This window comes from Rhizobium sp. CCGE531 (assembly GCF_003627795.1).
GTDB lineage: Bacteria > Pseudomonadota > Alphaproteobacteria > Rhizobiales > Rhizobiaceae > Rhizobium.
This window is the reverse complement of record NZ_CP032684.1, coordinates 3,391,226-3,412,688: the sequence shown is the minus strand read 5'-3', so window position 1 is coordinate 3,412,688 and position 21,463 is coordinate 3,391,226. Positions and strand designations below refer to the sequence as shown.

21 protein-coding genes are annotated in these 21,463 nt (G+C 61.7%); 9 read left to right on the top strand and 12 right to left on the bottom strand.

The window, feature by feature from the left end:
* Window positions 1-60: 60 nt before the first annotated feature.
* On the bottom strand, window positions 61-951 hold the full coding sequence (locus CCGE531_RS16640; protein ID WP_120665200.1) for an amino acid ABC transporter substrate-binding protein: 891 nt from the start codon (window positions 949-951) through the stop codon (window positions 61-63).
* 176 nt (window positions 952-1,127) lie between these two features.
* Between CCGE531_RS16640 and CCGE531_RS16635 the strand changes: the two genes are divergently transcribed.
* The gene (locus CCGE531_RS16635) at window positions 1,128-1,832 is read left to right on the top strand and encodes an isochorismatase family protein (protein ID WP_120665198.1); all 705 of its coding nucleotides are present in this window, start codon (window positions 1,128-1,130) and stop codon (window positions 1,830-1,832) included.
* Window positions 1,833-1,913: 81 nt separating this feature from the next.
* Here CCGE531_RS16635 and CCGE531_RS16630 read toward each other — a convergent pair whose 3' ends face one another.
* The gene (locus tag CCGE531_RS16630) at window positions 1,914-2,645 is read right to left on the bottom strand and encodes a dienelactone hydrolase family protein (protein WP_120665197.1); all 732 of its coding nucleotides are present in this window, start codon (window positions 2,643-2,645) and stop codon (window positions 1,914-1,916) included.
* A 214-nt stretch (window positions 2,646-2,859) separates the two neighbouring features.
* Between CCGE531_RS16630 and CCGE531_RS16625 the strand changes: the two genes are divergently transcribed.
* Window positions 2,860-4,395: a carboxypeptidase gene (locus CCGE531_RS16625; protein WP_120665195.1), complete on the top strand. Its 1,536-nt coding sequence runs from the start codon at window positions 2,860-2,862 to the stop codon at window positions 4,393-4,395.
* Here CCGE531_RS16625 and CCGE531_RS16620 read toward each other — a convergent pair.
* On the bottom strand, window positions 4,392-5,909 hold the full coding sequence (locus CCGE531_RS16620; RefSeq protein WP_120665193.1) for a mechanosensitive ion channel family protein: 1,518 nt from the start codon (window positions 5,907-5,909) through the stop codon (window positions 4,392-4,394). The genes CCGE531_RS16625 and CCGE531_RS16620 overlap by 4 nt on opposite strands.
* 225 nt (window positions 5,910-6,134) lie before the next feature.
* Here CCGE531_RS16620 and CCGE531_RS16615 point away from each other — a divergent pair, with 225 nt between their 5' ends.
* On the top strand, window positions 6,135-7,715 hold the full coding sequence (locus CCGE531_RS16615; protein WP_120665191.1) for an aldehyde dehydrogenase (NADP(+)): 1,581 nt from the start codon (window positions 6,135-6,137) through the stop codon (window positions 7,713-7,715).
* A gap of 251 nt (window positions 7,716-7,966) precedes the next feature.
* On the opposite strand, the gene CCGE531_RS16610 is transcribed toward CCGE531_RS16615, so the two are convergent.
* On the bottom strand, window positions 7,967-8,887 hold the full coding sequence (locus CCGE531_RS16610; protein WP_120665189.1) for a 3-hydroxyacyl-CoA dehydrogenase: 921 nt from the start codon (window positions 8,885-8,887) through the stop codon (window positions 7,967-7,969).
* Window positions 8,880-9,140: a hypothetical protein gene (locus tag CCGE531_RS34280; RefSeq protein ID WP_162943912.1), complete on the bottom strand. Its 261-nt coding sequence runs from the start codon at window positions 9,138-9,140 to the stop codon at window positions 8,880-8,882. Before CCGE531_RS34280 ends, CCGE531_RS16610 begins: the two co-directional genes overlap by 8 nt.
* On the opposite strand from CCGE531_RS34280, the gene CCGE531_RS16600 reads away from it, so the two are divergent.
* Window positions 9,139-10,122: a substrate-binding domain-containing protein gene (locus CCGE531_RS16600; RefSeq protein WP_120665186.1), complete on the top strand. Its 984-nt coding sequence runs from the start codon at window positions 9,139-9,141 to the stop codon at window positions 10,120-10,122. The genes CCGE531_RS34280 and CCGE531_RS16600 overlap by 2 nt on opposite strands.
* A gap of 71 nt (window positions 10,123-10,193) precedes the next feature.
* Here the strand turns inward: CCGE531_RS16600 and CCGE531_RS16595 are convergent, their stop codons facing one another.
* The 5 genes from CCGE531_RS16595 to CCGE531_RS16575 are packed head-to-tail and all read right to left on the bottom strand — an operon-like array spanning window position 10,194 to window position 15,234.
* The gene (locus CCGE531_RS16595; protein WP_120665184.1) at window positions 10,194-11,459 is read right to left on the bottom strand and encodes an ABC transporter substrate-binding protein; all 1,266 of its coding nucleotides are present in this window, start codon (window positions 11,457-11,459) and stop codon (window positions 10,194-10,196) included.
* A 32-nt stretch (window positions 11,460-11,491) separates the two neighbouring features.
* The gene (locus tag CCGE531_RS16590; protein ID WP_120665182.1) at window positions 11,492-12,328 is read right to left on the bottom strand and encodes a carbohydrate ABC transporter permease; all 837 of its coding nucleotides are present in this window, start codon (window positions 12,326-12,328) and stop codon (window positions 11,492-11,494) included.
* The gene (locus CCGE531_RS16585) at window positions 12,325-13,248 is read right to left on the bottom strand and encodes a sugar ABC transporter permease (RefSeq protein ID WP_120665180.1); all 924 of its coding nucleotides are present in this window, start codon (window positions 13,246-13,248) and stop codon (window positions 12,325-12,327) included. Before CCGE531_RS16585 ends, CCGE531_RS16590 begins: the two co-directional genes overlap by 4 nt.
* Entirely contained in the window at window positions 13,241-14,401 is a 1,161-nt protein-coding gene (locus CCGE531_RS16580; RefSeq protein ID WP_120665178.1) for an ABC transporter ATP-binding protein, read from the bottom strand. Before CCGE531_RS16580 ends, CCGE531_RS16585 begins: the two co-directional genes overlap by 8 nt.
* Complete coding sequence (locus CCGE531_RS16575; RefSeq protein ID WP_120665176.1) at window positions 14,398-15,234, bottom strand: metallophosphoesterase; 837 nt, start codon at window positions 15,232-15,234, stop codon at window positions 14,398-14,400. The genes CCGE531_RS16580 and CCGE531_RS16575 overlap by 4 nt, the downstream gene beginning before the upstream one ends.
* Before the next feature lie 236 nt (window positions 15,235-15,470).
* Between CCGE531_RS16575 and CCGE531_RS16570 the strand changes: the two genes are divergently transcribed.
* From CCGE531_RS16570 to CCGE531_RS16550, 5 genes are all read left to right on the top strand, one after another.
* Complete coding sequence (locus CCGE531_RS16570; protein ID WP_120665174.1) at window positions 15,471-15,680, top strand: SlyX family protein; 210 nt, start codon at window positions 15,471-15,473, stop codon at window positions 15,678-15,680.
* 123 nt (window positions 15,681-15,803) lie between these two features.
* Window positions 15,804-16,556 carry a peptide-methionine (S)-S-oxide reductase MsrA gene (msrA, locus tag CCGE531_RS16565; protein WP_120665172.1) on the top strand — a complete coding sequence of 251 codons (753 nt, stop codon included), beginning with the start codon at window positions 15,804-15,806 and terminating at the stop codon, window positions 16,554-16,556.
* Window positions 16,557-16,958: 402 nt separating this feature from the next.
* Window positions 16,959-17,498 carry a sigma-70 family RNA polymerase sigma factor gene (locus CCGE531_RS16560; protein ID WP_120665170.1) on the top strand — a complete coding sequence of 180 codons (540 nt, stop codon included), beginning with the start codon at window positions 16,959-16,961 and terminating at the stop codon, window positions 17,496-17,498.
* A complete protein-coding gene (locus CCGE531_RS16555) occupies window positions 17,485-18,255 on the top strand; it encodes an anti-sigma factor (RefSeq protein ID WP_120665168.1) in 771 nt (256 codons plus the stop codon). Before CCGE531_RS16560 ends, CCGE531_RS16555 begins: the two co-directional genes overlap by 14 nt.
* Window positions 18,256-18,277: 22 nt before the next feature.
* Window positions 18,278-18,994 carry a Bax inhibitor-1/YccA family protein gene (locus tag CCGE531_RS16550; RefSeq protein ID WP_120665166.1) on the top strand — a complete coding sequence of 239 codons (717 nt, stop codon included), beginning with the start codon at window positions 18,278-18,280 and terminating at the stop codon, window positions 18,992-18,994.
* Window positions 18,995-19,325: 331 nt separating this feature from the next.
* Here the strand turns inward: CCGE531_RS16550 and dgoD are convergent, their stop codons facing one another.
* Window positions 19,326-20,474 carry a galactonate dehydratase gene (dgoD, locus tag CCGE531_RS16545; RefSeq protein WP_120665164.1) on the bottom strand — a complete coding sequence of 383 codons (1,149 nt, stop codon included), beginning with the start codon at window positions 20,472-20,474 and terminating at the stop codon, window positions 19,326-19,328.
* 30 nt (window positions 20,475-20,504) lie between these two features.
* Window positions 20,505-21,299, bottom strand: a complete 795-nt coding sequence (locus tag CCGE531_RS16540) for a FadR/GntR family transcriptional regulator (RefSeq protein WP_120665162.1) — start codon at window positions 21,297-21,299, stop codon at window positions 20,505-20,507.
* Window positions 21,300-21,463 lie beyond the last annotated feature (164 nt).

Genomic DNA, 21,463 nt, shown 5'->3' with positions numbered 1-21,463 from the left:
CCGCGTTGACAATCGCCGGTGATCATGTCGCAAAGGCGACGGCATCGCTTCCAGTGCGGTTTATTGCGGGATGGATTGCATCATGATCTCGCGACGCAGGATCGGGCCTTCTTCGCCGAAATAGGTCGTCAGCAATTTGGCGAAATCATCCGATCGGTAGGTCTCGGTCAGCGCCTGATCGACGAGGAGGCGGAAGCTGGAATCGTCTTGCCGGAGCGCGATGCCATAGGGCTCGTGCGTGAACAGACGATTGCCGATGGCAAGCGCGGAAGGGGTGCGGGCATGCGATGCCAGATCGAAGAGCAGGGCGCGATCGGCGAAATAGGCGTCGATCTTGTGGTTTTCGAGCGCATTCAAGCCATCCTGATGCGTGGCGAAATCGGTGATGCGAGTCTTCGGCACGTCGGAACCCAGTGCATCGCGTAGCGTTGCGCCCGTTGTCGTGTCGGCGCGAACGCCGATCGTGCTCGTCGCAGGCGCCGGCTTGGCGGAGACCTGCGCCAGCCGCTTGTCGAGGAACAGAGCCATCAGATAATCGGGTGAATCCTTGCGCAGCAGGGCGCTGGCGCCGGTGATGAAGATCGGTTGCGAGAAGTCGACGTTTTGGCGCCGGCCAAGACTGATGGTCAGGGCACCACAGAGAAGGTCGATCTGGCCGCTCTTTACCGCATCGAAGCCGTCCCCGAGCGTGGTTTGCACGTAATCGTGCTTCAAATTGGCGACCTTGCGTCCGACAGCATCGGCTATCTTGCCGCAGAGATCAATCGCATAGCCCGTCGGGTTGCCATCCTTCTTCTTGAAGGAGAATGGTTCTTCGTCGCTGATATAGCCGATACGGATCGTGCCTTTTTGGGCGATGAGGTCGAGCGTCTGTGCGGCGGCGGCCGTGCAGACGGATATCCCGAGGACAATACCTGCCAGAACCAGTCGTCTCATGCAATTTGCCGGCATGATCCCGATCTCCGAAAGAAAAATAGGCAATCGCAAGGGCTTAGGCGCAGATTATGGGCTGTCGGGCTTTTGTCAACGGCGGATTGCCCCGGCAGACCATCACGAAGAGTTTCGTTACGCTCGCGCAGTTTCTGGCCTATCAATCCTGCACCATCGTCAAACCCATAGGGACGTAGATGCGGAAGAGCAATGGACTTCGATATGAAGGCAGCGCGATAGGCAGGGCAAGCTTTGCGTTGTGCGCAGGTTTTGCGGTTCTTTGTGCGGGTTTCAGCGTCGCTTTTCCGTCAGCTGCGGCAGCGCAAACGATTATCGACGACTGGCAGAATGTGAAGCCGCCGGCACCGCCGGAGCTGAAGCAGGTTACGGTCGATCCGAAGATGACGGCGCTGTTGATCCTCGATTTCAACGGCGCGCAGGATCCGACCAAGGGACCGTGCAACAAGAATACCAAACCGCGCTGCCTCGCCTCCGTGCCCAAGGTGAAAACCCTGCTCGATCAGGCCCGCGCCAAGGAGATGCTCGTCGTTTTCAGTCTGGCGGGTACTGGCCAGGCGCAGGATATCGCGACCGCGCTGGCACCTTTGGCAAGCGAGCCGGTCGTCAAATCCGGGGCGGATAAGTTCATCGGCACCAATCTGCGCGGCATTCTCTCCGACAAGGGCATCAAGACCATCATCGTGACCGGCACGGCCTCGGAAGGTGCGGTGCTCGATACGGCAACAGACGCAGCGCTCAACGGCATGAATATCGTGCTGCCCGTCGACGGCATGTCGTCCACCGAGCTCTACGGCGAGCAATATGTGGCCTGGCACATGGTCAACGCGCCCGGTGTCTCGCAGAAAACGACGCTGACCAGCATCGACCGGATCAAGTTCTGATCTGGCGCGGTTTGCCCTGCGGCCGATCGGAAGGAAAACATCCCGCTGTCCTGCGCGGCAACGGGATGTCGATATGAGTTGTTAGGCGAAAGCCTCGGCGAACAGGTTCAGCAGTCGTTTCCAATGCCTTTCGGCGCCGATCTCGTCATAGGCGCCATGATCCGGCACCGTCCATCCATGCGCCATGCCGACATAATTTTCGATGGTGTGATCCACCCCGCCGGTGCGCAGCGCCTCGGCGAGGCGAGCCGATTGCTCCGGCGGAAAGCTGTTGTCGACGCCTGCGACACCAACATAGACGCGCGCCTTGAGATTGGCGGCAAGACGATGTGGGCTGTCGTCCGCCTCGCTGGCAAGATTGCCGCCATGGAAGCTCGCGGCTGCCGTGATGCGATCGGGATAGGCGGCAGCGGCTGTCAGGGCGCGGCCTCCGCCCATGCAATAGCCGACCACGCCGGCCGGATCCCTGGCGCCGGCGGCCGACAGCGCATCGAGGAAGGCGGCGCTGTCGTTCCTGGTCATTTCCTGTGTCGTGCCGCGCAGCATCGTCATGATCGTCTCGCGGGATGCCGGATTGCCGAAGGCACTGCCATCGAAGGGGCCGTAAGCGCCAAAGCGATAGAAGAGATCGGGAAGCAGCACGATATGGCCCGCATCCGCCAGCCGCTGCGCCATGCCGTCAAGCGAAGCGCGGGGACCCATGGCATCCATATAAAGGATCACGCCATGTTCGGAGGAAGCGCCGTTGCCGGGGCGGAAGAGGGCGGCCTTGGCAGTCCCGTCGGCTGTCTTGATTTCGATATCCTGTTTCATCGTCGAATTCCTTGCGAATTTTTAGCGGCCTATGACCCCGGTGCTGTAAGGCACCTTGGCAAATGGCCGATAGGCCCTCAAGAGCGTCTTCCCTCAAAAAGCAGAGATCGATGATCCGTCGATCAACATCTCTTGAGTTTCGGTGAGCATGTTCCATGACATAGTATCGCCGGCAACAAGCTCTATGCGACGAACCTTTGGAGGATACGATTTCATGTCTTTTCGCCAGATGGTTCCTTGCCTGGTGTTGGCTCTTTCGCTGATATCCGCGACGGCATCCGCCGCGCCACCCGAGCAAGGTCATGGCGCCGGCGCATCTACTGGTGGCGGTAGCGTCCTCTCGCTCCTGCCGGCGGATGCCGCAAGCGACCACGTGCTCAATGCGTATGGCAAGACCATTCCCTATACGGCAACGGCCGGGACGCTCGATCTCTTCGGTCAGGACGGCCAGCGCAGTGCGGCAATCTTCTACACCGCCTATGCCGCGAAGAACCGCGATGCGAACCGGCCCGTGACCTTCGTGTTCAACGGTGGGCCGGGCGCGGCTTCAGCCTTCCTCAATCTCGGGCTCGTCGGCCCGCGCATTGTCGATTTTGGTCCGGATGGCCGCGATGGCGCCAATGCCAGGCTGGTCGACAATCCGCAAAGCTGGCTCGAATTCACCGATCTCGTATTGATCGACCCGATCGGTACCGGCTGGAGCCGGACGGTGAAGCCTGATGACCAGAATGATTTCTATAGCGTGAGCAGCGATGCCGAAAGCTTGGCCAAAGCGATTGCTCTTTACGTCAGCCATAACGGTCGAGCCGCGTCGCCGAAGTATATTCTCGGCGAAAGCTATGGCGGCCTTCGCTCGGTCAAGGTCGCCAACAGCCTGCGCGGGGATCAGGGCATTCTGATCTCCGGAATCGTCATGCTTTCGCCCCTGCTGGAGGGCCGATTCGTCTTCGGCGATAGTGGAGATGCGCTCGGCGCTGCCCTGGAGCTGCCTTCCCTGGCGGCCGCCGAGCTGGAACGGCAAAATGCCTTCAGCGAGAAAGCGGTCCAGGATGCCCAGGCCTTCGCCTTGAATGAATATCTGCCTGTTCTTGCCGGGCAGCCGCCGTCGGGCGATAACGGCCGGGCCTTCTATGGTCGTCTGGCGAAGCTGACCGGCATTCCCGAAGATGTCGTCGCCAAGAACCAGGGCTTTCTCAGTCAAGTCTACCGCAAGCATTCCGATGGGAACGGCGCGGATGTGGCGAGTGCCTATGACGCCTCCTTCCTGGCACCGGATCCTTATCCGCAATCGGAGGCGGAGCACGGTGGCGATCCGGTTCTCGACGGTTTCGTCCGCGCCTATGGCGGCGCCTTTTCGAGCTATGCCCGCGATGAGCTGGGCTTCCACACCGACATGACCTACACGCTGCTGTCTGAAACCGTGAACAGGGAGTGGAAATGGGGCGGGCGGAACGGCGGCTCGCGCGTGACCGCCGGTGCCGCCGACGATCTCAAGGAGCTGCTGTCGCTGTCGCCATCCTTCCGGGTTCTGGTAGGGCAGGGTTACAGCGATCTCATCATTCCCTTCGGCGTCAACAAATATGTGCTCGACCACTTGCCGCAGACCCTTGCCGGTCGCGTGGCGCTGAAGCTCTATCGCGGCGGTCACATGTTCTACACGCGGCCGACGTCACGCGAGCAGTTCACCATGGATGCAAGGGCCTTTTATGCCCGGCAGGTTCAGGCAGCGCCGGCGGCAAAATCGAATTAGTCGTGCTGCTGCAGCTGGAACAGATGCTTGATGCGTGAGCTCAGCGTGCTGACGGGCGAGCCGTTGACCAGCATATCGGCATTGGCAAACAGGTGGCGCTCCGCGTCGATGCGCTTGGCCATGATGGCGCCGAGTTCCTCTGCGAGCGCGGGTCTGTCGTGCAATAGGGGCGACAGGCAATCCTCGCCAATTTCATAGGTGACGACGAAAGTCAGGGCGCGAACGGTTCCGACTTCGCCCGATCCCATCAAAAGGCCGTTTTCACCGAAATAGTCGCCTGGCGCGAGGCGCGTCAGTTCGATCTGCCGGCGTCCTTCGCGGCGGGTGATGCTGACGACACCCGAGCGGACGATGGTGAGCGAGCGCAGCTGGGCATCCTGTTCGGCGATCACCGCGTCCTTGCGATAGGTGCGGCGCTGCATGTGCGAAGCCAGATGTTCCTTCTCATCCTCCGTCAGCGAGGAGAACAGGGGGATGTTGCTGATAAGCCGCCATGGGGTGCCCGGCGCGTGTTGCTGCTGCTCTGCCGATGGCTCTGCGCCATGCTCCGCCTCGATCGTGATCGTGCCGGGCGGCCCGGCAAATTTCAGGCCGGCCGCCTTCGAATGGCGGTAGAGCAGATCGTAGATTTCGTTCTTCGCCGCCATCGTCAGCGACATGTCGCGCACGCGGAACGAAAGCTGCAGCTCGATCGCCTGCCCATCGATGGAATTGATGGCGACGCTGGGCTCCGGCATCTTCTCGATCGAGTTGCAGCTGATCAGCACGTTCTGCATCACGTCGGCGATGATGCGCGGCAGAACAGTCGGCTGAATGCGTACCGTCACCGTTGCGCCGTGGCTCTCTTCGGGCGACGAAAGGTTGGTGAGCCGTGTCTTTGCGAGGACGCTGTTGGGAATGACGACAAGATCGTTGGTGCCGCTCAAGAGATATGTCGCCCGCCAGTTCGTTTCGACGACGCGGCCCTGGATATCGTTGTCGACGACGATCCAGTCGCCGACGGTATAGGGGCGGCCGAGATTGAGCGCGATGCCGGAAAAGACGTCGCTCAAGGTGCTCTGTAGGGCGAGACCAAGAATGATGGCGAACACGCCTGATGTCGCGATCAACGTGCCGATCGGGACACTGAAGACATCGCCGACGATGGAGAGAATGGCGCCGAGATAGATAATGCCGACGATCAGATCCTGCAGCAGCCGGCCCTCGCGGGGCTTGCGCTCGAAGATCAGGAACAGCCGCACGCAGGCTATCAGCACCCAGGCGCCATTGATCCACCAGACGATCTTGGCAAAACCGGTGAAGGTACGCAGCGTCACCGAATCCTGCGGCGGGCTCGGCTCATAGGGGACGATGCCGTGATAGAGCAAAAGCACTGTCAGCGAGGTGAAGAAGACGATCTGGCCGATGAGCCGCCCTGCGCGCTGATGGCGCAGCATGATGCGGCTGATAAAAGTGCCGATGACGACCAGGATACAGAACTGGACGATCGGATCACCAAGAAGCGCAATGGACATAGGGACTTGGCCGCACTCGATCTTTCGGATGGCCGCTAAATTGGCACGAAAGAGGCCGTAGCGCCATACGCAGATAAAGTATGACTATTTGGCGCTGACACCTTGATCTCAGGGCTTGTACCTTGATAATTAGATGACGATTATCATCTTACATCTGTCATCCCATCCTGCTATCTGCCTTAGAGAGCGCAGAGCTTCGCGCTCCGACATCATCAAGGAATACCCATGACACAGTCTTTCGAGATTCGCGGCGATCTGCTGATCGGCTCAGATTCCACCGGCGGCAACAGAACCGCGCGCGCCGTCAACCCGGCAACCGGCGCAAATCTGGAACCGGCCTTTGCGGTTGCCGGCGAGGCCGAGGTGGCAAGGGCTTGCGAATTGGCGGCGCAGGCATTCGACGTCTACCGCGCGACGAGCCCGGAGCAGCGCGCGGCATTCCTCGAAAAAATTGCCGACAACATCATTGGCATCGGCGATGCGCTGATAGAGCGGGCGACGGAAGAAACCGGCCTGCCGGCGGCGCGTCTGCAGGGCGAGCGCGGCCGCACCGTCGGCCAGCTGCGGCTGTTTGCTCAGGTGGTCCGCTCCGGCGAGTGGCTCGATCTGCGCGTCGATCCGGCATTGCCGGAGCGCAAGCCGCTGCCGCGGCCGGACCTGCGCCTACGCCAGATCCCGCTCGGTCCGGTCGCCGTCTTCGGCGCCAGCAATTTCCCGCTCGCCTTCTCGGTTGCCGGCGGCGATACGGCTTCGGCGCTTGCCGCCGGCTGCCCGGTCGTCGTCAAGGGTCATCTGGCCCATCCGGGCACGGGCGAGCTTGTCGGTCGCGCCATCCGCGCCGCCGTTGCCGCTTGCGGCCTGCCGGAAGGCACGTTCTCGCTACTGACCGGCGCCAACGAGACCGGTGCGGCGCTGGTGCGCGATCCCCGCATCAAGGCCGTCGGCTTCACCGGCTCGCGCGGCGGCGGCATGGCGCTCGGCGCAATCGCTGCGGCACGGCCGGAACCGATCCCGATCTATGCCGAGATGAGCAGCGTCAACCCCGTCTTCCTCTTCCCGGCAGCGCTTGCGGCGCGCGCGGAGGCGATCGGCACGGGCTTCATCGAGTCCCTGACGCTCGGCGCCGGCCAGTTCTGCACCAATCCGGGCCTGCTTTTTGCGATCGAGAGCCCTGATCTCGACCGTTTTGTCCAGGCTGCCAGCAACGTCCTGACCGGCCGCGCGCCGGCACCGATGCTGACGCCGGGCATTCACGCCGCCTTCGACAAGGGCGTTGCCGCATTGGCGGAGCATGAGGCGGTCAAGACCGTCGCTCATGGCGCGCCGGCCGAAGGCGTCAATCGCAGCCCCGGCATCTTCTTCGAGACTGGCGTCGAACAGTTCCTGGCGGACGAGCGCCTCGGTCACGAGGTTTTCGGCGCGGCAAGCCTTCTCGTTCGCTGCAAGGACATCGACCAGATGATCGCCGTTGCGGAAAAGCTCGAGGGTCAGCTGACCGCGACCTTGCAGATCGAAGCGGATGACCATGCCACGGCCGCCAAGCTGGTGCCGGTGCTGGAACGCAAGGCTGGGCGCATCCTCGCCAATGGCTGGCCGACCGGCGTCGAAGTCTCGCATGCCATGGTGCATGGCGGACCTTTTCCGGCAACATCGGACAGCCGCACCACTTCGGTCGGCACGCTCGCCATCCGCCGCTTCCTGCGCCCGGTTTCCTACCAGGATCTCCCGGAAGGGCTGTTGCCTAGGGAATTGCGCGACGATGGCGTCAAGGGCCTGCCGCATCTGCTGGATGGTGTGCGCGGGTAATTAATCGAGATCCATCCGCCCTCGCCCTTCGAGGGGTCCTTCGGACCCTCCTCAGGGTGAGGGCTAACCTTTTCCGCCGAGCCCAGCTGAGCATAAGCGGCTTCTATATCATCGCCTCAGAGGCGGGATTCCTTCCGCCCTCATTCTGAGGTGGGAGCGACTGAGCTTGCCGAAGGAGCGACCCTCGAAGGACGAGGGTCGGCCACACTGCCCACCCAAACAATCCCACCGCGTAAGGCGTCTTGGAAACCTCAAACCTCCGCGTAGACAATCCCGGTGAACGAGCCGGCATGGTGCAGCAGCTCGCGTTCGCCCGAGCCGTCGAGGCTCGCCGAATAGAGGTTGCCGCCGATGTCGGTGAAGAACATGCGGTTGTTCGGTAGGTCGAGCGAGAGGCCGATGCCTTCGTCCAGGCCTTCGAGGACGACTTTCGAGGTTGCGGCGATATCGTCCATCTGGGCGCGGTTGACGGTATTCCCTAGCGGAAGATTGCCGCGGTCGGTCCAGTAGACCGTGCGGGTGGCGAGATCGAGTTCGAGGTCGATCGGCTCCGGCAGCTTGTCGAGCAATGTTTCGATGTCGCTGCGGCTGGTGGCGGTTTCTCCCGCCGGCATATTGATGCCGGCGCGGAAGATGCGGCCGAGGCCGGCGTCCGGTGGTCCCTTTTGGGTCCAGTAGATCTGGCCGAGCGGCAGGTCGAGGGCAATGCCGACGCACCAGCGTTCGATATCGGCGCTATCTTCCGGGCTGTCGCCGTTCTGCACCAGGGTTTCAATGTCGCTGCCGTCGATATTGGCGCGCATGACGCGCATGCCCTCGCGATCGCACCAATAGAGCTTGCCATTATCGCGATCGAGCTGGATCTGCTTCGGCGTGACAAGCGTGCTGCCCGGCGGGATCAGGGTGATGTGGTTACCGCCGTCGAGGTCCATGCGTTCGATGGAGCCGTCATGGGCGTTGTAGTCCGTGCCCATTTCCGTCCAATAGATCCAGCCGTTCTCGCTGTCGACGAGAATGCCGTCCGGGCTGCGACCCGGCCGCTGGATGATGAGCTTGAGGTCGGTGCCGTCGATGGCGGAGGAAAGAATTCGTCCGTCGTTGATATCGAGGAAGAACAGTCTTTCGGTTTTTTCCGGGGAAGTGGCAGGCGTCCGTGCTTCTGCTTCAGACATGAGAGCATCCTTTCAAAGGGTCGGATCTGCGGATCACAGCGCGGCAATCATGGCATCGGTTGATGACAACATCATTCGCCGCAGCGATCACGATGAACATCTGGTGCGCTGCAGCAAAGTCAAGGGCACTGATGTCGCGGAAGCAGCGAATGGGCGTCAAATAACTGTCATCGGTCTGATATAAATCCCCGTAATTCTTAGGGGCTCTACCAGTCTGGGCTGAAAATCCGAAGCCGGAGGTGCTTGATAGCATGTCGACGCTCCAGCAGGTCGCTTTTCGAGCCGGTTGTTCGGTCGCGACCGCCAGCCGGGTGCTGAACCGCAACGGTCCGGTCAGCGACGAGATGGTGCGGCGTGTGCGCCGGGCGGCGGCTGAGCTCGGCTACAAGGCCGGTGGGCGACCGGGCAACGGGCGGCCGGCAATCGGGGTGCTCATTCCCAGCATTACCAATCCCGTTTTCGCGGCTTCACTTTCCAGTATTCAGAACAGGGCCCTTCACGCCGGCCACAGCGTGCTGATCGCACAATCGAATTATGATCCGGCACAGGAGGTCGACGCCGTCACCTCGCTCCTGCAGCAGCAGCCGACCGGTCTCATCCTGACACTCTGCGATCCCGAACGCAGCCTGGTCCTGTCTTCCGCCCTGCCGCCAACCGTATTGCTCGGCAACCTGCCGACAACCCGCTTCATGGCCGCCGTCGCCACCGACAATTTCGGTGCGGGCCGGGATCTGACCGACCACCTCCTATGCAAGGGGCATCGCCGCATCCTGTTCATATCAGGCCATTTTTCGGCATCGGATCGGGCGAAGCTGCGCTATCTCGGCTATATCAGGGCCATGGAAGCGGCAGGGCATCAGCCTCTCGATGCCTTGGAAATTTCCTTCGTGAACAGCCTGGAACAGCTCGACCTTTCCGATGCGGTTTCGCGTCTGCGCCCGACGGCGATCATCGCCTCCAACGATCTTCTCGCTCTTGGCGTCATGGGCACGCTGCGGCGTCAGGGTCTTTCGATCCCGCGCGATATTTCGGTCGCCGGTTTCGACGGGATTTCCCTCGGTTTTCTGGGGGAGGTTCCGCTGACGACTGTGGAAATCCCGGATGGGACCATGGGGGCGGCAGCGGCTTCATTGCTGCTCGATATGGCGGAAAATGCCGCGCCGCCGCGTCATCTGACCGTGCCCTATCGGATGCGTGCGGGTGGCACGGTGCGCAATCTCACCGTTCAACCCTGAGGTCCGTCTGCGAACGGAAACGCCGCCTCTTGATCAGAGGCGGCGCGGATTGTTCAGATCTGTTGGAAAGATCAGCTGCGCGGCAGCATGCCTGCGACGTCGGCAGCGGCGTCGTCGAGCGCTTCCTTCGGCTCGGCGGAGCCGTCGACGATACGCGAGAGGTTGTCGACGATGGTCTGGGTGACCTTGACGCCGTTGCTGCCCGGGAAAGCGTACCAGGGGATCATGACCGACATCTGGCTGAGGCCTGCCTGGAAGAGCGGGTTCTTCTTGTAGAAGTCGCCGAGATATTCGGTAGACTTGGCAGCCAGTTCGTTGTTCGGAACATAGCCGGTGCCGGGAACGACGACCGAGGCGCCATAGGGGCCGGCGGCGAACTTGGCGAACTTCCAGGCGGCTTCTTCCTTGACCGGGTCATGGGTCAGGATGACGACGGCGTTGCCGCCCGTCGGCAGGCGGCCGTTGACCGGGTCGATCAGCGGCAGCTTGGCGGTGCGCAGATCGAACTTGGTGCCGACATTCTTGATGGTGTTGACGAGAGCGCCGGTCGTCTGGAATTCGAAGCCGACCTTGCCGGCCGCGAAGGCCTGTTCGCCAGCAGCCTTGGTGAAGACCGGCATGCCGCCTTCCTTGACGAAGCGCTGGATCATCTCGACGGCCTTCTGGCCCTCGGGACCGTTGAAGGCAACCTTGGTTTCGTCGTCGCTCAGCATCTTGCCGCCGGCGCCGAAGAGGAGGGCGGAGAACATCCAGTCGTCGCCCTGCCAGCGGAAGTCCATGCCGTCGACGCCGTTGCCGAGCGCCTTGATCTTGCCGGCAAGCGCGATGACTTCATCCCACGTCTTCGGCGGATTGTCCGGATTGCCGCCGGCAGCCTTCACCAGATCGGCGTTGTAGTACATGATCGGGTTGGACGTCGCGAAGGCGAGGCCGACCTGCTTGCCCTTGACCTGGGCGAGCTTCAGGATGGTGTCCGAGAAGCCCTTTTCAGCCATGTTGCCCTCTTTCTTGACGAGGGGGCCGAGGTCGACGGCGACGTTGCGCTCGTCCATCATGCGCAGGCGGTTGAGGCCGATGAAGGTGACATCGGGCATCTCGCTGGTGCCGGCCTGGCGCAGGATGGTCTGAATGCCTTCCTCATAGGTGGCCGAAGGAGCGGCAAACTGGATCTTGATATCAGGGTTTTCTTCCATGAACTTCTTCGAGATCGTGTCCATCACGTTCTTGAAGAAACCCGGCATGGGATAATGAACCGTCAGGGTGGTTTCGGCATAGGCCGGGACCGTCACGACCATAGAAATGGCCGCAGCGGCGAGAATCTGGGTGATATGCTTCATCGCTCGTTCTCCGTTTTCGAATTTCGAACCAGTCAGCCTTTGAGACCGGTCATGGTAATGCCCTCGACGAAACGCTTCTGTGCGAGAAGGAATGCCGCGACGAGGGGAAGGGTGATGATCAGGGTTGCCGCCATGAGGGCGCCGTAGTCGTCGCCGGCTTCTGCGGCGCGGAAATACATGAGGCCCAGCGGCGGCGTGGCGTAGTCCTGCTTGCTAATGACGATCAGCGGCCAGTAGAGGTCGTTCCAGTGCGCAACGACCGAGAAGATCGCGAAGGCCGTGACCGCCGGCCAGGCATTCGGCACGATGACGCGGGCGACGATGCCGAGTTCCGACATGCCGTCGAGACGCGCGGCGTGGATCAGATCATCCGGCATGGCGCGGAAGAACTGCAGGAACATGAAGATCGCGAAGACCGAGATCGAGAAGGGCGCGACCAAGGCGGTATAGCTGTTCAGCAGCGACAGGCTGTTGAAACCGACATAGAGCGGCAGCGCCGTCGCATGGATCGGGATCAGCAGGCCAAGCATGACCAGCACCATCATCATGCGCGCGGCCGGGAATTTCAGCTTCGCCATGGCGTAGGCGCAGGGGATGGCGATCAACACCTGAAAGAAGAAGATCAGGCCGCAGACGAGGACGCCGTTGAAGAGCAGCGTACCCATCGACACTTTGCTCAGCGCCTTGGCGATATTCTCGACATAGAAGAAATGCGTCGGGATCAGCTTCAAGGCCGAGGTGAAGATATCGTCCTGCGCCTTGCCGGCCGTCGAGATCATGAAGATGTAGGGCGCCAGGAAGACGAGTGCGCCTGATATCAGCACCGAGAGGCGCAGGATGCGGCCGGGAGTAAAGCCTGTCGAGGTCATGTGTAATGCACCTGGCGGTCTTGGACACGATATTGCAGGAAGGTCAGCACCACGAGGATGGCGAGAAAGACCGTGGTCATCGCCGAGGCATAGCCGACCCGGAGATAGACGAAGCCTTCCTGGTAGATGCTGAAGAGCAGGACTTCCGAAGCATGGTTCGGGCCGCCGTCGGTCAGTGCTTTCACGGTGTCGAACACCTTCACAGCGTTGATGATGCTGATGGTGGTGATGAAGAGCGTCGTCGGCCCGAGCATCGGCCAGGTGACGAGCCAGAAGCGGTCCCATGCCGATTTCGCGCCGTCCACTTCCGCTGCGGCATAAAGCTCGCGCGGGATGGCGGTGAGGCCGGCCAGGAACAGCACCATGTTGAAGCCGACCGACTGCCAGACGCCGATGATCGACAGGCTGTAGAGCGCAGTCGCCGACGAGCCGAGCCAGTTGGGGCCGGGCAGGCCGATTTGCGCGAGCATGGCGTTGATCGGGCCGATCGTCGGATGGAAGAGATATTGCCAGACGGTCGCCATCGCGACGATCAGCGAGGCGACGGGCAGGAAGTAGGCCGTGCGGAAGAAGCTGCGGCCGATGCCTTCGCTCTCGATCAACAGGGCGACGCCGAGGCCGAGCGCGATCGAGATGGGTGCGACGATCGCCGTGTAGACCGTCGTGTTCCAGAGCGATTTCATGAAGGCGCGGTCGCGCAGCAGATGCGCGTAGTTTTCGAAAGCGACGAAGCGCAGGCTCTTGTCGCCGAGCTGGAAGTCGGTGAAGCCAAGCACGACGACCGCGACGATCGGCACGAGGATGAAGAGCACGATCAGGATGATGGCGGGCAGGGCAAAGAGTAATGCCGTGCGGGCCTCGCTGCGTTCGCGCGCCGCCGTCGTCCGCATCGGCAGGGAGGTGGCGGCAATGCTAGCCATGCGCCTTCTCCCGCGTCGCATCGACCGTCGCCGCCGCCCGCAAACGGCGGCCGTCTTCGGCGAAGACCATCGCCTGTTCGGCCGTGAGTGTCAGCGCAACCGGCGCACCGGCTGAAAGGCCGGCGGCTTCGGCCGGGGCGAGCTTGACGACCATGGTTTCGCCGATGGCGTCGAGCTTGGCATAGAGGATGACTTCAGAGCCGAGGAATTCCATGCGCTCGACATGGGCGGCCAGCGCATCCTGCCGATTTTGGGCGAGGCGCACGAATTCCGGGCGAATGCCGAGTGTGACATTGTTGCCGGCAACGCTGCCGTCTTCCAGCGCAATACGGATGCCGCCGAAGGCGACGATGCCGTTTTCAGCCCGCGCCGGCAAAAGGTTGATGCGCGGCTGGCCGACAAAGCGGGCGACTTCGACATGAGCCGGATCGTCATAGATCGTCTGCGGCGAGGCGAGCTGCAGCAGCTGGCCGCCGATCATGACGGCGACGCGATCGGCCATCGACAGCGCCTCGGCCTGGTCATGCGTGACATAGACTGTTGGCACGCCGGCGCGGCGATGCAGATCGACGATCTCGCCGCGGGCATGGACGCGCAGATTGGCGTCGAGATTGGAAAGCGGCTCATCCATGAGGAAGACGGCGGGGCGGCGCACCATGGCGCGGGCGAGCGCCACGCGCTGGCGCTGGCCGCCGGACATCTGGCCGGGCTTGCGGTCGAGCAGGTGGTCGATCTTCAGGGAAACAGCCATTTCGCGGACGTCGCGGATGATGCCGGTGCGGGCTGCGCGCTGGCCGGGGATCAGCGAACCGATGAAGGGCAGGCGCTGGATGCGCGACAGGCGGCGCATGGCGAGCGGCACGGCAATGTTTTCCGAGGCCGTCAGATGCGGATAGAGCGCATAAGACTGGAAGACCATGGCGATGTTGCGGTCCGCTGCCGCAACGCCGGAAACATCACTGCCGCCCAGGATGATTTCGCCGCTGTCGGCATGGTCGAGACCGGCGAGAATGCGCAGCAGCGTGCTCTTGCCGCAGCCGGACGGGCCGACGAGGGCGATGAACTCGCCGGGCTGGACATCGAGATCGACGCCCTTGAGGATGGCGTTGCCGCCGAAGGATTTGGCGATGCCGCGAAGCGAGAGCGCGCTCATTCGGTCGGCTCCTTCTGTGCCTTGGGTGCTGCCTGCGGATAGACTTCCATGACGACATCATCGAGGAAGTAGGCGGTCATGCCGGGCACGGCGACGAGCTCGGTCGATACCGTCTCCCCAAGCTCGTGGATCGCGGCGCCGATCAGGCGTTCGCCCGGCATTTCGCGTTCCATCTTGTCGAGGATGAAGGCGCCGGGCGGTGCCCAGACGAGGTTCGTGTCGTTGAAGCGGCCTTCCCAGGTCCAGTGCAGGTGGCCGCTGCCGAAGAGAGCGACGTCATGGGCTGATATCAGATCATAGAGCCGGCGGCGCTGGGCCGGGCGCACGCTCCAATAGCCGGTATCGCCCTCATCCGGCGCATCGACGAAGAGCGGCTTGTGGGCGAAAAGAGCAATGCGGCGGTCGCCGCGGCTTTCGAGCATATCCTTCAGCCAGTCGAACTGCTTCTGCTCTTCGGCATCCTCGAAGCCCATCAGTAGGCTGTTGAGGCCGATCAGGCGCCAGTTGTCGACATCCTTTGCCCAATAATCGGGGCCGACGAGGCGGCGCCAGCGCTCCAGCCGCTCGGGATTGACGGGCTGATAGGAGCCGGGCAGGTGGCCGACATCGTGGTTGCCGGGCACGATCAGCATCGGCACGGAGACCTGCCGCATCAGATCCATGGAGAAGGTGAGATCCTCGTCCTTGTCGGCGCCATCGACGCTGAGATCGCCGGTGTGAACGACGAGATCAGCGCCGCTTGCCTCGATCCATTTCGCCAGCGGCTCCCAATTGCCGTTGAAATGCGGCTTGTTGGGGCTCAAATGGGTGTCGGTGATCTGGATGATCTTCAAGGCGCTTCTCCGCAGTCTTTTAGAAAGGGTGCGCCTGAGGAAGGAATTGCCTTCAAACCGGCGCGTCTCTGCGCTCTCTTTAGAAGGCCCCCATGTCAGTTAGGTAACGGCTCTTTTCAGCTGTTTTTCAGTTTTGTCATATCGCCGTCAAACGGCGCCGGCTTCCGCTTCACGCCGGGTTCCGGGACTGTACGCAGCCGCCCCGATGTTATAGATCGTTACGAAAGGGATCAGACATGTCAGACGAACAGAGCCGCATCACCAAACTCGAGGAGACGGTCGCCCACCAGGCGAAGACGATCGAGGAGCTGTCCGACCAGATTGCCGAGCAATGGAAGGTGGTGGAGCAGACGCGGCAGAAGCTTGACCGGCTGACCGAGCGCTTTCTGACGCTGGAGGAGCAATCGCTCGACGCGCCGGCCATCACCAAGCCGCCGCATTACTGAGGGCCGTTCGGCCACCTCGTTCACGTTTCGGTGTTACACGCGTGCGTGTGTAACAAAAGCGCCTGTCTTCCCGTATTCCCTTGTGACCGGAGCATTTACAATCGCGGTCGAGAGGAAATCACCATGAAGACTCTATCGACGGACATGATCCGAAGCTTTTCAGCGCGCGTTGCTCGTTTTGCCGGCCTGACGGCGGTGGCGGTCTTGCTTGGCGGCGTTGCGCTGCAATTTACCGGCCTCTCTTCGGCCGAGGATGCGCGCGCAATTCCCGCGCCGGGCATGGACGAGAAAGCGGGTTCATCAGCCACGGAGACGGCGGTGCTCGCCGGCGGCTGCTTCTGGGGCGTCCAAGGCGTCTTCCAGCATGTCAACGGCGTGATCAGCGCGACGTCTGGCTATACCGGCGGCAGCAAGGATGCGGCTCACTATGAAATGGTGAGTGGGGGCGATACCGGCCATGCCGAATCCGTGCGCATCGTCTTCGATCCGCGTAAGATCAGCTACGGGCACCTGCTGCAGATCTATTTCTCGGTCGCCCATGATCCGACGGAGCTGAACTATCAGGGGCCGGACAGCGGTACGCAATATCGCTCGGCGATCTTCCCGACCAGCCAGTCGCAGGCCGACATTGCCAAGGCCTATATCGATCAGCTCAACCACGCCAAGGCCTTCGACGCGGCCATTGTCACCAAGATCGAGCCGGCGCGGCAATTCTATGCTGCAGAAAACTATCATCAGGATTTCCTGACGACGCACCCCACCTATCCCTACATCGTCATCAACGATCTGCCGAAGATCAAGAACCTGCAGCATCTTTTCCCGAGTGATTATCGCGCCGAGCCGGTCCTGGTGACGGCAAGCGCCGGCGCGAACTGATTGAGATGTGTGACCGGCGAGCGATGCCCGCCGTTCACGGCCGCCTAGGGCAATCTCATGTGAGGCACGTCGGCGCAGCAAGTTCCTTCTCCCCGAGGGGAGAAGGAGTTTGCGGCAACGACTTCATTTCATATGCGATTGCCTGCATTGCTGCATTGCAAGAAATGCTCGTTACTCCCGCCTCGTCTGGTGTATTGCTGCCTCACCATACATTCATCGAGAGTGCGTTTCGTCATGATCGTCCGCGACCAGCCGAATCTCCTCCAGCTTCCCTTCATCGTTCGCAGCTCGATCATTCGGCGCATCCTGCCGCAGCTCAAGAATTTCGTGCTGATATAAATATCGGCAAAAATATTCGTCGCGCCATGGAATAGAATCCGGCGTGCTTCCGTATATTGGGGTATGGAACGCAAAGGACGCACATTCGATGTTTTGGGGCAGCTCGGTTCGCTGAGACGTTATGCCCGCTCGCTCGTGCGCAATGCGGACGAGGCCGAGGATCTGGTGCATGACGCGCTGGTGAAGGCATACGAGCGCAAGGCGTCCTTCCGGCGCGACGGCAATCTGCGCACCTGGCTGTTGTCGATCCTGCACAATGTGCATATCGACCGCCTCCGCCAGACGAAATCGCAGAACCGTCGCCACGAGGAGGCGGCGGCCGAGCTCGAACCGGTATTGCCGGCATCGCAGGATCATACCGTGCGTTTGAGCCAGGTCCGCGAAGCCTTCTTCAGCCTGCCCGAGGAGCAGCGCGAGGCGCTGCATCTCGTGGCGATCGAGGATCTCTCCTATCAGGAGGCGGCATCCGCGCTTGGCATTCCAGTCGGCACGCTGATGTCCCGCATCGCGCGGGCTCGCGCGACGCTGCGTCATTTCGAGGAGGCTACCTCCAAGGTTTCCCATCTGCGTGTTATCGACGGAGGCGGCAATGAAAATCGTTGATCCGATCATCGATACCGATCTCGATGCCTATGTCGATGGCGAGCTGACGCTCGCGCGCCGTGTCGAGGTGGAATCCTATCTCTCGGAGCATCCCGAGATCGCGGCCAAGGTGATGGCCGACATGAGCATCCGCGGCGAGCTGCGCATGGCGCTGGCTGGAGAAGGCCATGTGGTCCGGGCCGAAACGCGCGAAGCCGCCCGGCGGCTGGAGCGCGGGCTGGTCTATGGACGCATGCTGGGCTCGTTCCAGCGGGTCGCGGCCGTTGCCGTGCTGGTGGCGACCGGCTGGATCGCGCATACATCCTTCGGCGCCTTCACGGCGAGCGAGGTCAGCGCCTCCACGCGGCCGCCGTCTTTCGTCGACGATGCCGTGCGCGCCTACAAAACGACGGCCGTGCGGGAAGAGATCAAGCCGCAATCGGCGACCGAGAATTACAATCCGGAAGAAATCCGCGCATCGACGGCAATCATATTGCCGGAGCTGCCGGGCGGCTGGCGCGTCACCGATGCCCAGATCTATCCGTCCGAGTTCGGTCCGAGCGTCGAGATGATGGTCGATGCCGGTCAGGATGGGCATTTGTCGCTGTTTGCCGTTCGTCCGGGCAATTTTGCCGTCAAGGAAGTCAGTCACATCAAGCGTGACGATGTCCAGGCTGCCTATTGGCAGATCGGCGAAGTGGCCTATGCGCTGATCGGCAATGGCAAGGCTGATGAAATCGATGGCGATGCCAAGAAGCTCGCCCGCAGTCTCTACTAGTTTGGATTAAAGGAGAACGACCATGAACCCGACCAATCCGCGATACGGCTACGGAGCCGCCGCCGGCTCGCAGGCGCTCTTCGACGAGGGACTGCGCAAACATATGCTGCGCGTCTACAACTACATGGGTATCGGCCTTGTGCTGACCGGTATCGTCGCGATGGTCGTCGGCACGACACCGGCGCTCTACGTGCCGATCTTCCAGACGCCGCTGAAGTGGGTCGTCATGCTGGCGCCGCTCGCCTTCGTGTTCTTCTTCTCGTTCCGCATCCAGTCGATGTCGGCAAGCACGGCGCAGATGATGTTCTGGGCGTTCTGCGCGGTCATGGGCCTGTCGCTGGCCTCGGTCTTCCTGGTCTTCACCGGCACGAGCATCGCCCGCACCTTCTTCATTGCCGCCACCATGTTCGGCGCGACCAGCCTCTACGGCTACACGACCAAGCGTGATCTCTCCAACATCGGCTCCTTCCTGATGATGGGCCTGTTCGGCGTGATCATCGCCAGCATCGTCAATATCTTCCTGGGTTCGAGCGTGCTGCAGTTCGCCATCTCGGTCATCGGTATCGTCGTTTTCGTCGGCCTGACCGCCTGGGATACGCAGAACATCAAGGAACAGTATGCCGAGAACCACGATCAGGAATCGCAGCAGAAGCTCGCCGTCTTCGGCGCCCTGTCGCTCTACCTGAACTTCGTCAACATCTTCCAGCTGCTGCTGAACTTCACCGGCGAGCGGGAATAGTCTGAAATTGCCTGCTTGAGCATGGTCTGAGCTGAAGGGCACTCCACGCCTTCGGTGATCATGCTCCGGGAATGCGTCTCCCTGGGGGCTTGTTGAGACGCATGACGCGCCTGCAGTATCTGCGCCGATACTGCAGGCGCAACTTTTTTGGAGAAGGGAAGCTGGGCTTACGATGGAAGAGCCATCTTCGCCGCAGCGCGGCAAGGGGGAAGGTGCCGAACTCAGAGAGCACCGGTTTAAAGAAAGGGCCCGATAGCGCGGATCAGCTGCTATCGGGCCCTCGATCTTTAGGGACATGCGGTTCTTCGTCCATCAGGACCGGACCGTGGTTTTACCACTCGGCGACGCTGCCGTCCTCGTGACGCCATACGGGGTTGCGCCAGCGATGGCCTTCCTTGGCACGCTCGATGACATAGGCCTCGTCGACTTCGATGCCGAGGCCGGGTCCCTGCGGGATCGAGACGAAGCCGTCGGCATATTGGAACACTTCCTTGTTGGAGATGTAGTCGAGGATGTCGTTGCCCTTGTTGTAGTGGATGCCGAGGCTCTGTTCCTGGATGAAGGCATTGTAGCTGACGGCATCGACCTGCAGGCAGGCGGCAAGCGCGATGGGGCCGAGCGGGCAATGCGGGGCGAGCGCCACGTCATAGGCCTCCGCCATGGCCGCGATCTTGCGGCATTCGGTGATGCCGCCGGCATGCGAAAGGTCGGGCTGCAGAATGTCGACATAGCCGTCCGACAAGACCTGCTTGAAGTCCCAGCGCGAGTAGAGGCGCTCGCCGAGTGCGATCGGCGTCGAGCAATGGTTGGCGATTTCCTTCAGCGCCTCGCGGTTTTCCGACAGCACCGGCTCCTCGATGAACAGCAGCTTGTAGGGTTCCAGCTCCTTGGCGAGCACCTTGGCCATCGGCCGGTGGACGCGGCCATGGAAATCGACGCCGATGCCGATATAGGGGCCGATCGCCTCGCGGATGGTGGCGATGGTTTCGACAGCCTTCTCCACCTTGTCGTAGGTATCGACGATCTGCATTTCCTCGCAGCCGTTGAGCTTGATCGCCTTAAAGCCGCGGGCGACGACATCCTTGGCATTGTTGGCGACGTCGGAGGGGCGGTCGCCGCCAATCCAGGAATAGACCTTGATCTTGTCGCGCACCTGGCCGCCGAGCAGCGAATGGATCGGCTGGCCGAGCGCCTTGCCCTTGATGTCCCACAGCGCCTGGTCGATGCCGGCAAGCGCCGACATGTGGACGGCGCCGCCGCGATAGAAGCCGGCGCGATACATGACGTTCCAGTGATCCTCGATCAGGAACGGATCCTTGCCGATCAGATAGTCTTCCAGCTCGTGCACAGCCGCCTGAACGGTGAGCGCGCGACCCTCGACCACCGGCTCGCCCCAGCCGATAACGCCTTCGTCGGTCTCGATCTTCAGGAACAGCCAGCGCGGGGGAACGATGTAGGTCGTCAGCTTGGTGATTTTCATGGGAATGATTCCGTTTGGCTTTGGGTTGCGTCAGCGGCGCGATGCCGCGGATCTCTGGGTTACGGGATTTGTTTTCCGGCCTTCGTCCAGCCGCCGTTCGACGGCAAGATCGCGGGCAGCAAGATCTAGCATGCGATGGGCGCAGTCGCGCGCGGCGGCGCGGTCGCGCAGGCGAAGCGCCTCCACCAGTTCGCCATGAACCGCGATCGCTTCGTCGCGGCTATGGGCGGCGACGTTGGAGGCGTGGAGCGCATATTTGAGGCCGGCATGCATGGCGCTGGACAGGCGCCGGAATACCTGATTGTGGCTGGCGCTCAGAAGTACGTTGTGGAAGATCACGTCGGCCTCGGTAAAGCCTTCCGGATCATCGCCGCTGTCGCGCATCTGCTGCCATGCATTCTCCAGATCGGCAATCTCGCGGGCGGTGGCGCGCTCGGCCGCATATTCGGCGGCGGCGGGTTCGATGGTGCGGCGCGCCTCCAGAATGGAGCCGAGAATATCGAAATCGGCGATAAAGGGACCCATCCATTGCAGGACATCCTGGTCGAGAATGTTCCAGTCGTCCTTGTTGCAGACTGACGTGCCGATGCGCGGCTTGCCGCGCACGAGTCCCTTCGATTCCAGCACCTTGAGGGATTCGCGAATAACCGTGCGGCTGACGCCATACATTTCGCAGAGATCGTTTTCGCGCGGCAGGGTCGAGCCGGAGGGATAGCGTTCGGCGCAGATGTCTTCGGCGATCGCGGCGGTCACGTTTTTGCGCACGCGCGGACGGCGCGCCGGCTGAGTCGAGGAGCCATGCCCCTGTTTTTCGAGCGATTCCACCCTATCTCCTCCACACCGTTTCGCATGCTCTCCCGAACATCGCCCTCGACCAGAGGCAGGCGGGTCTTTCATGCAGGCGATGCTCGGCCGTGTTTCGTGACCGTGTTGAAATCATGATACGGTAATCATCATACATTGGCAATACTCTTGTATGATGATTTAAA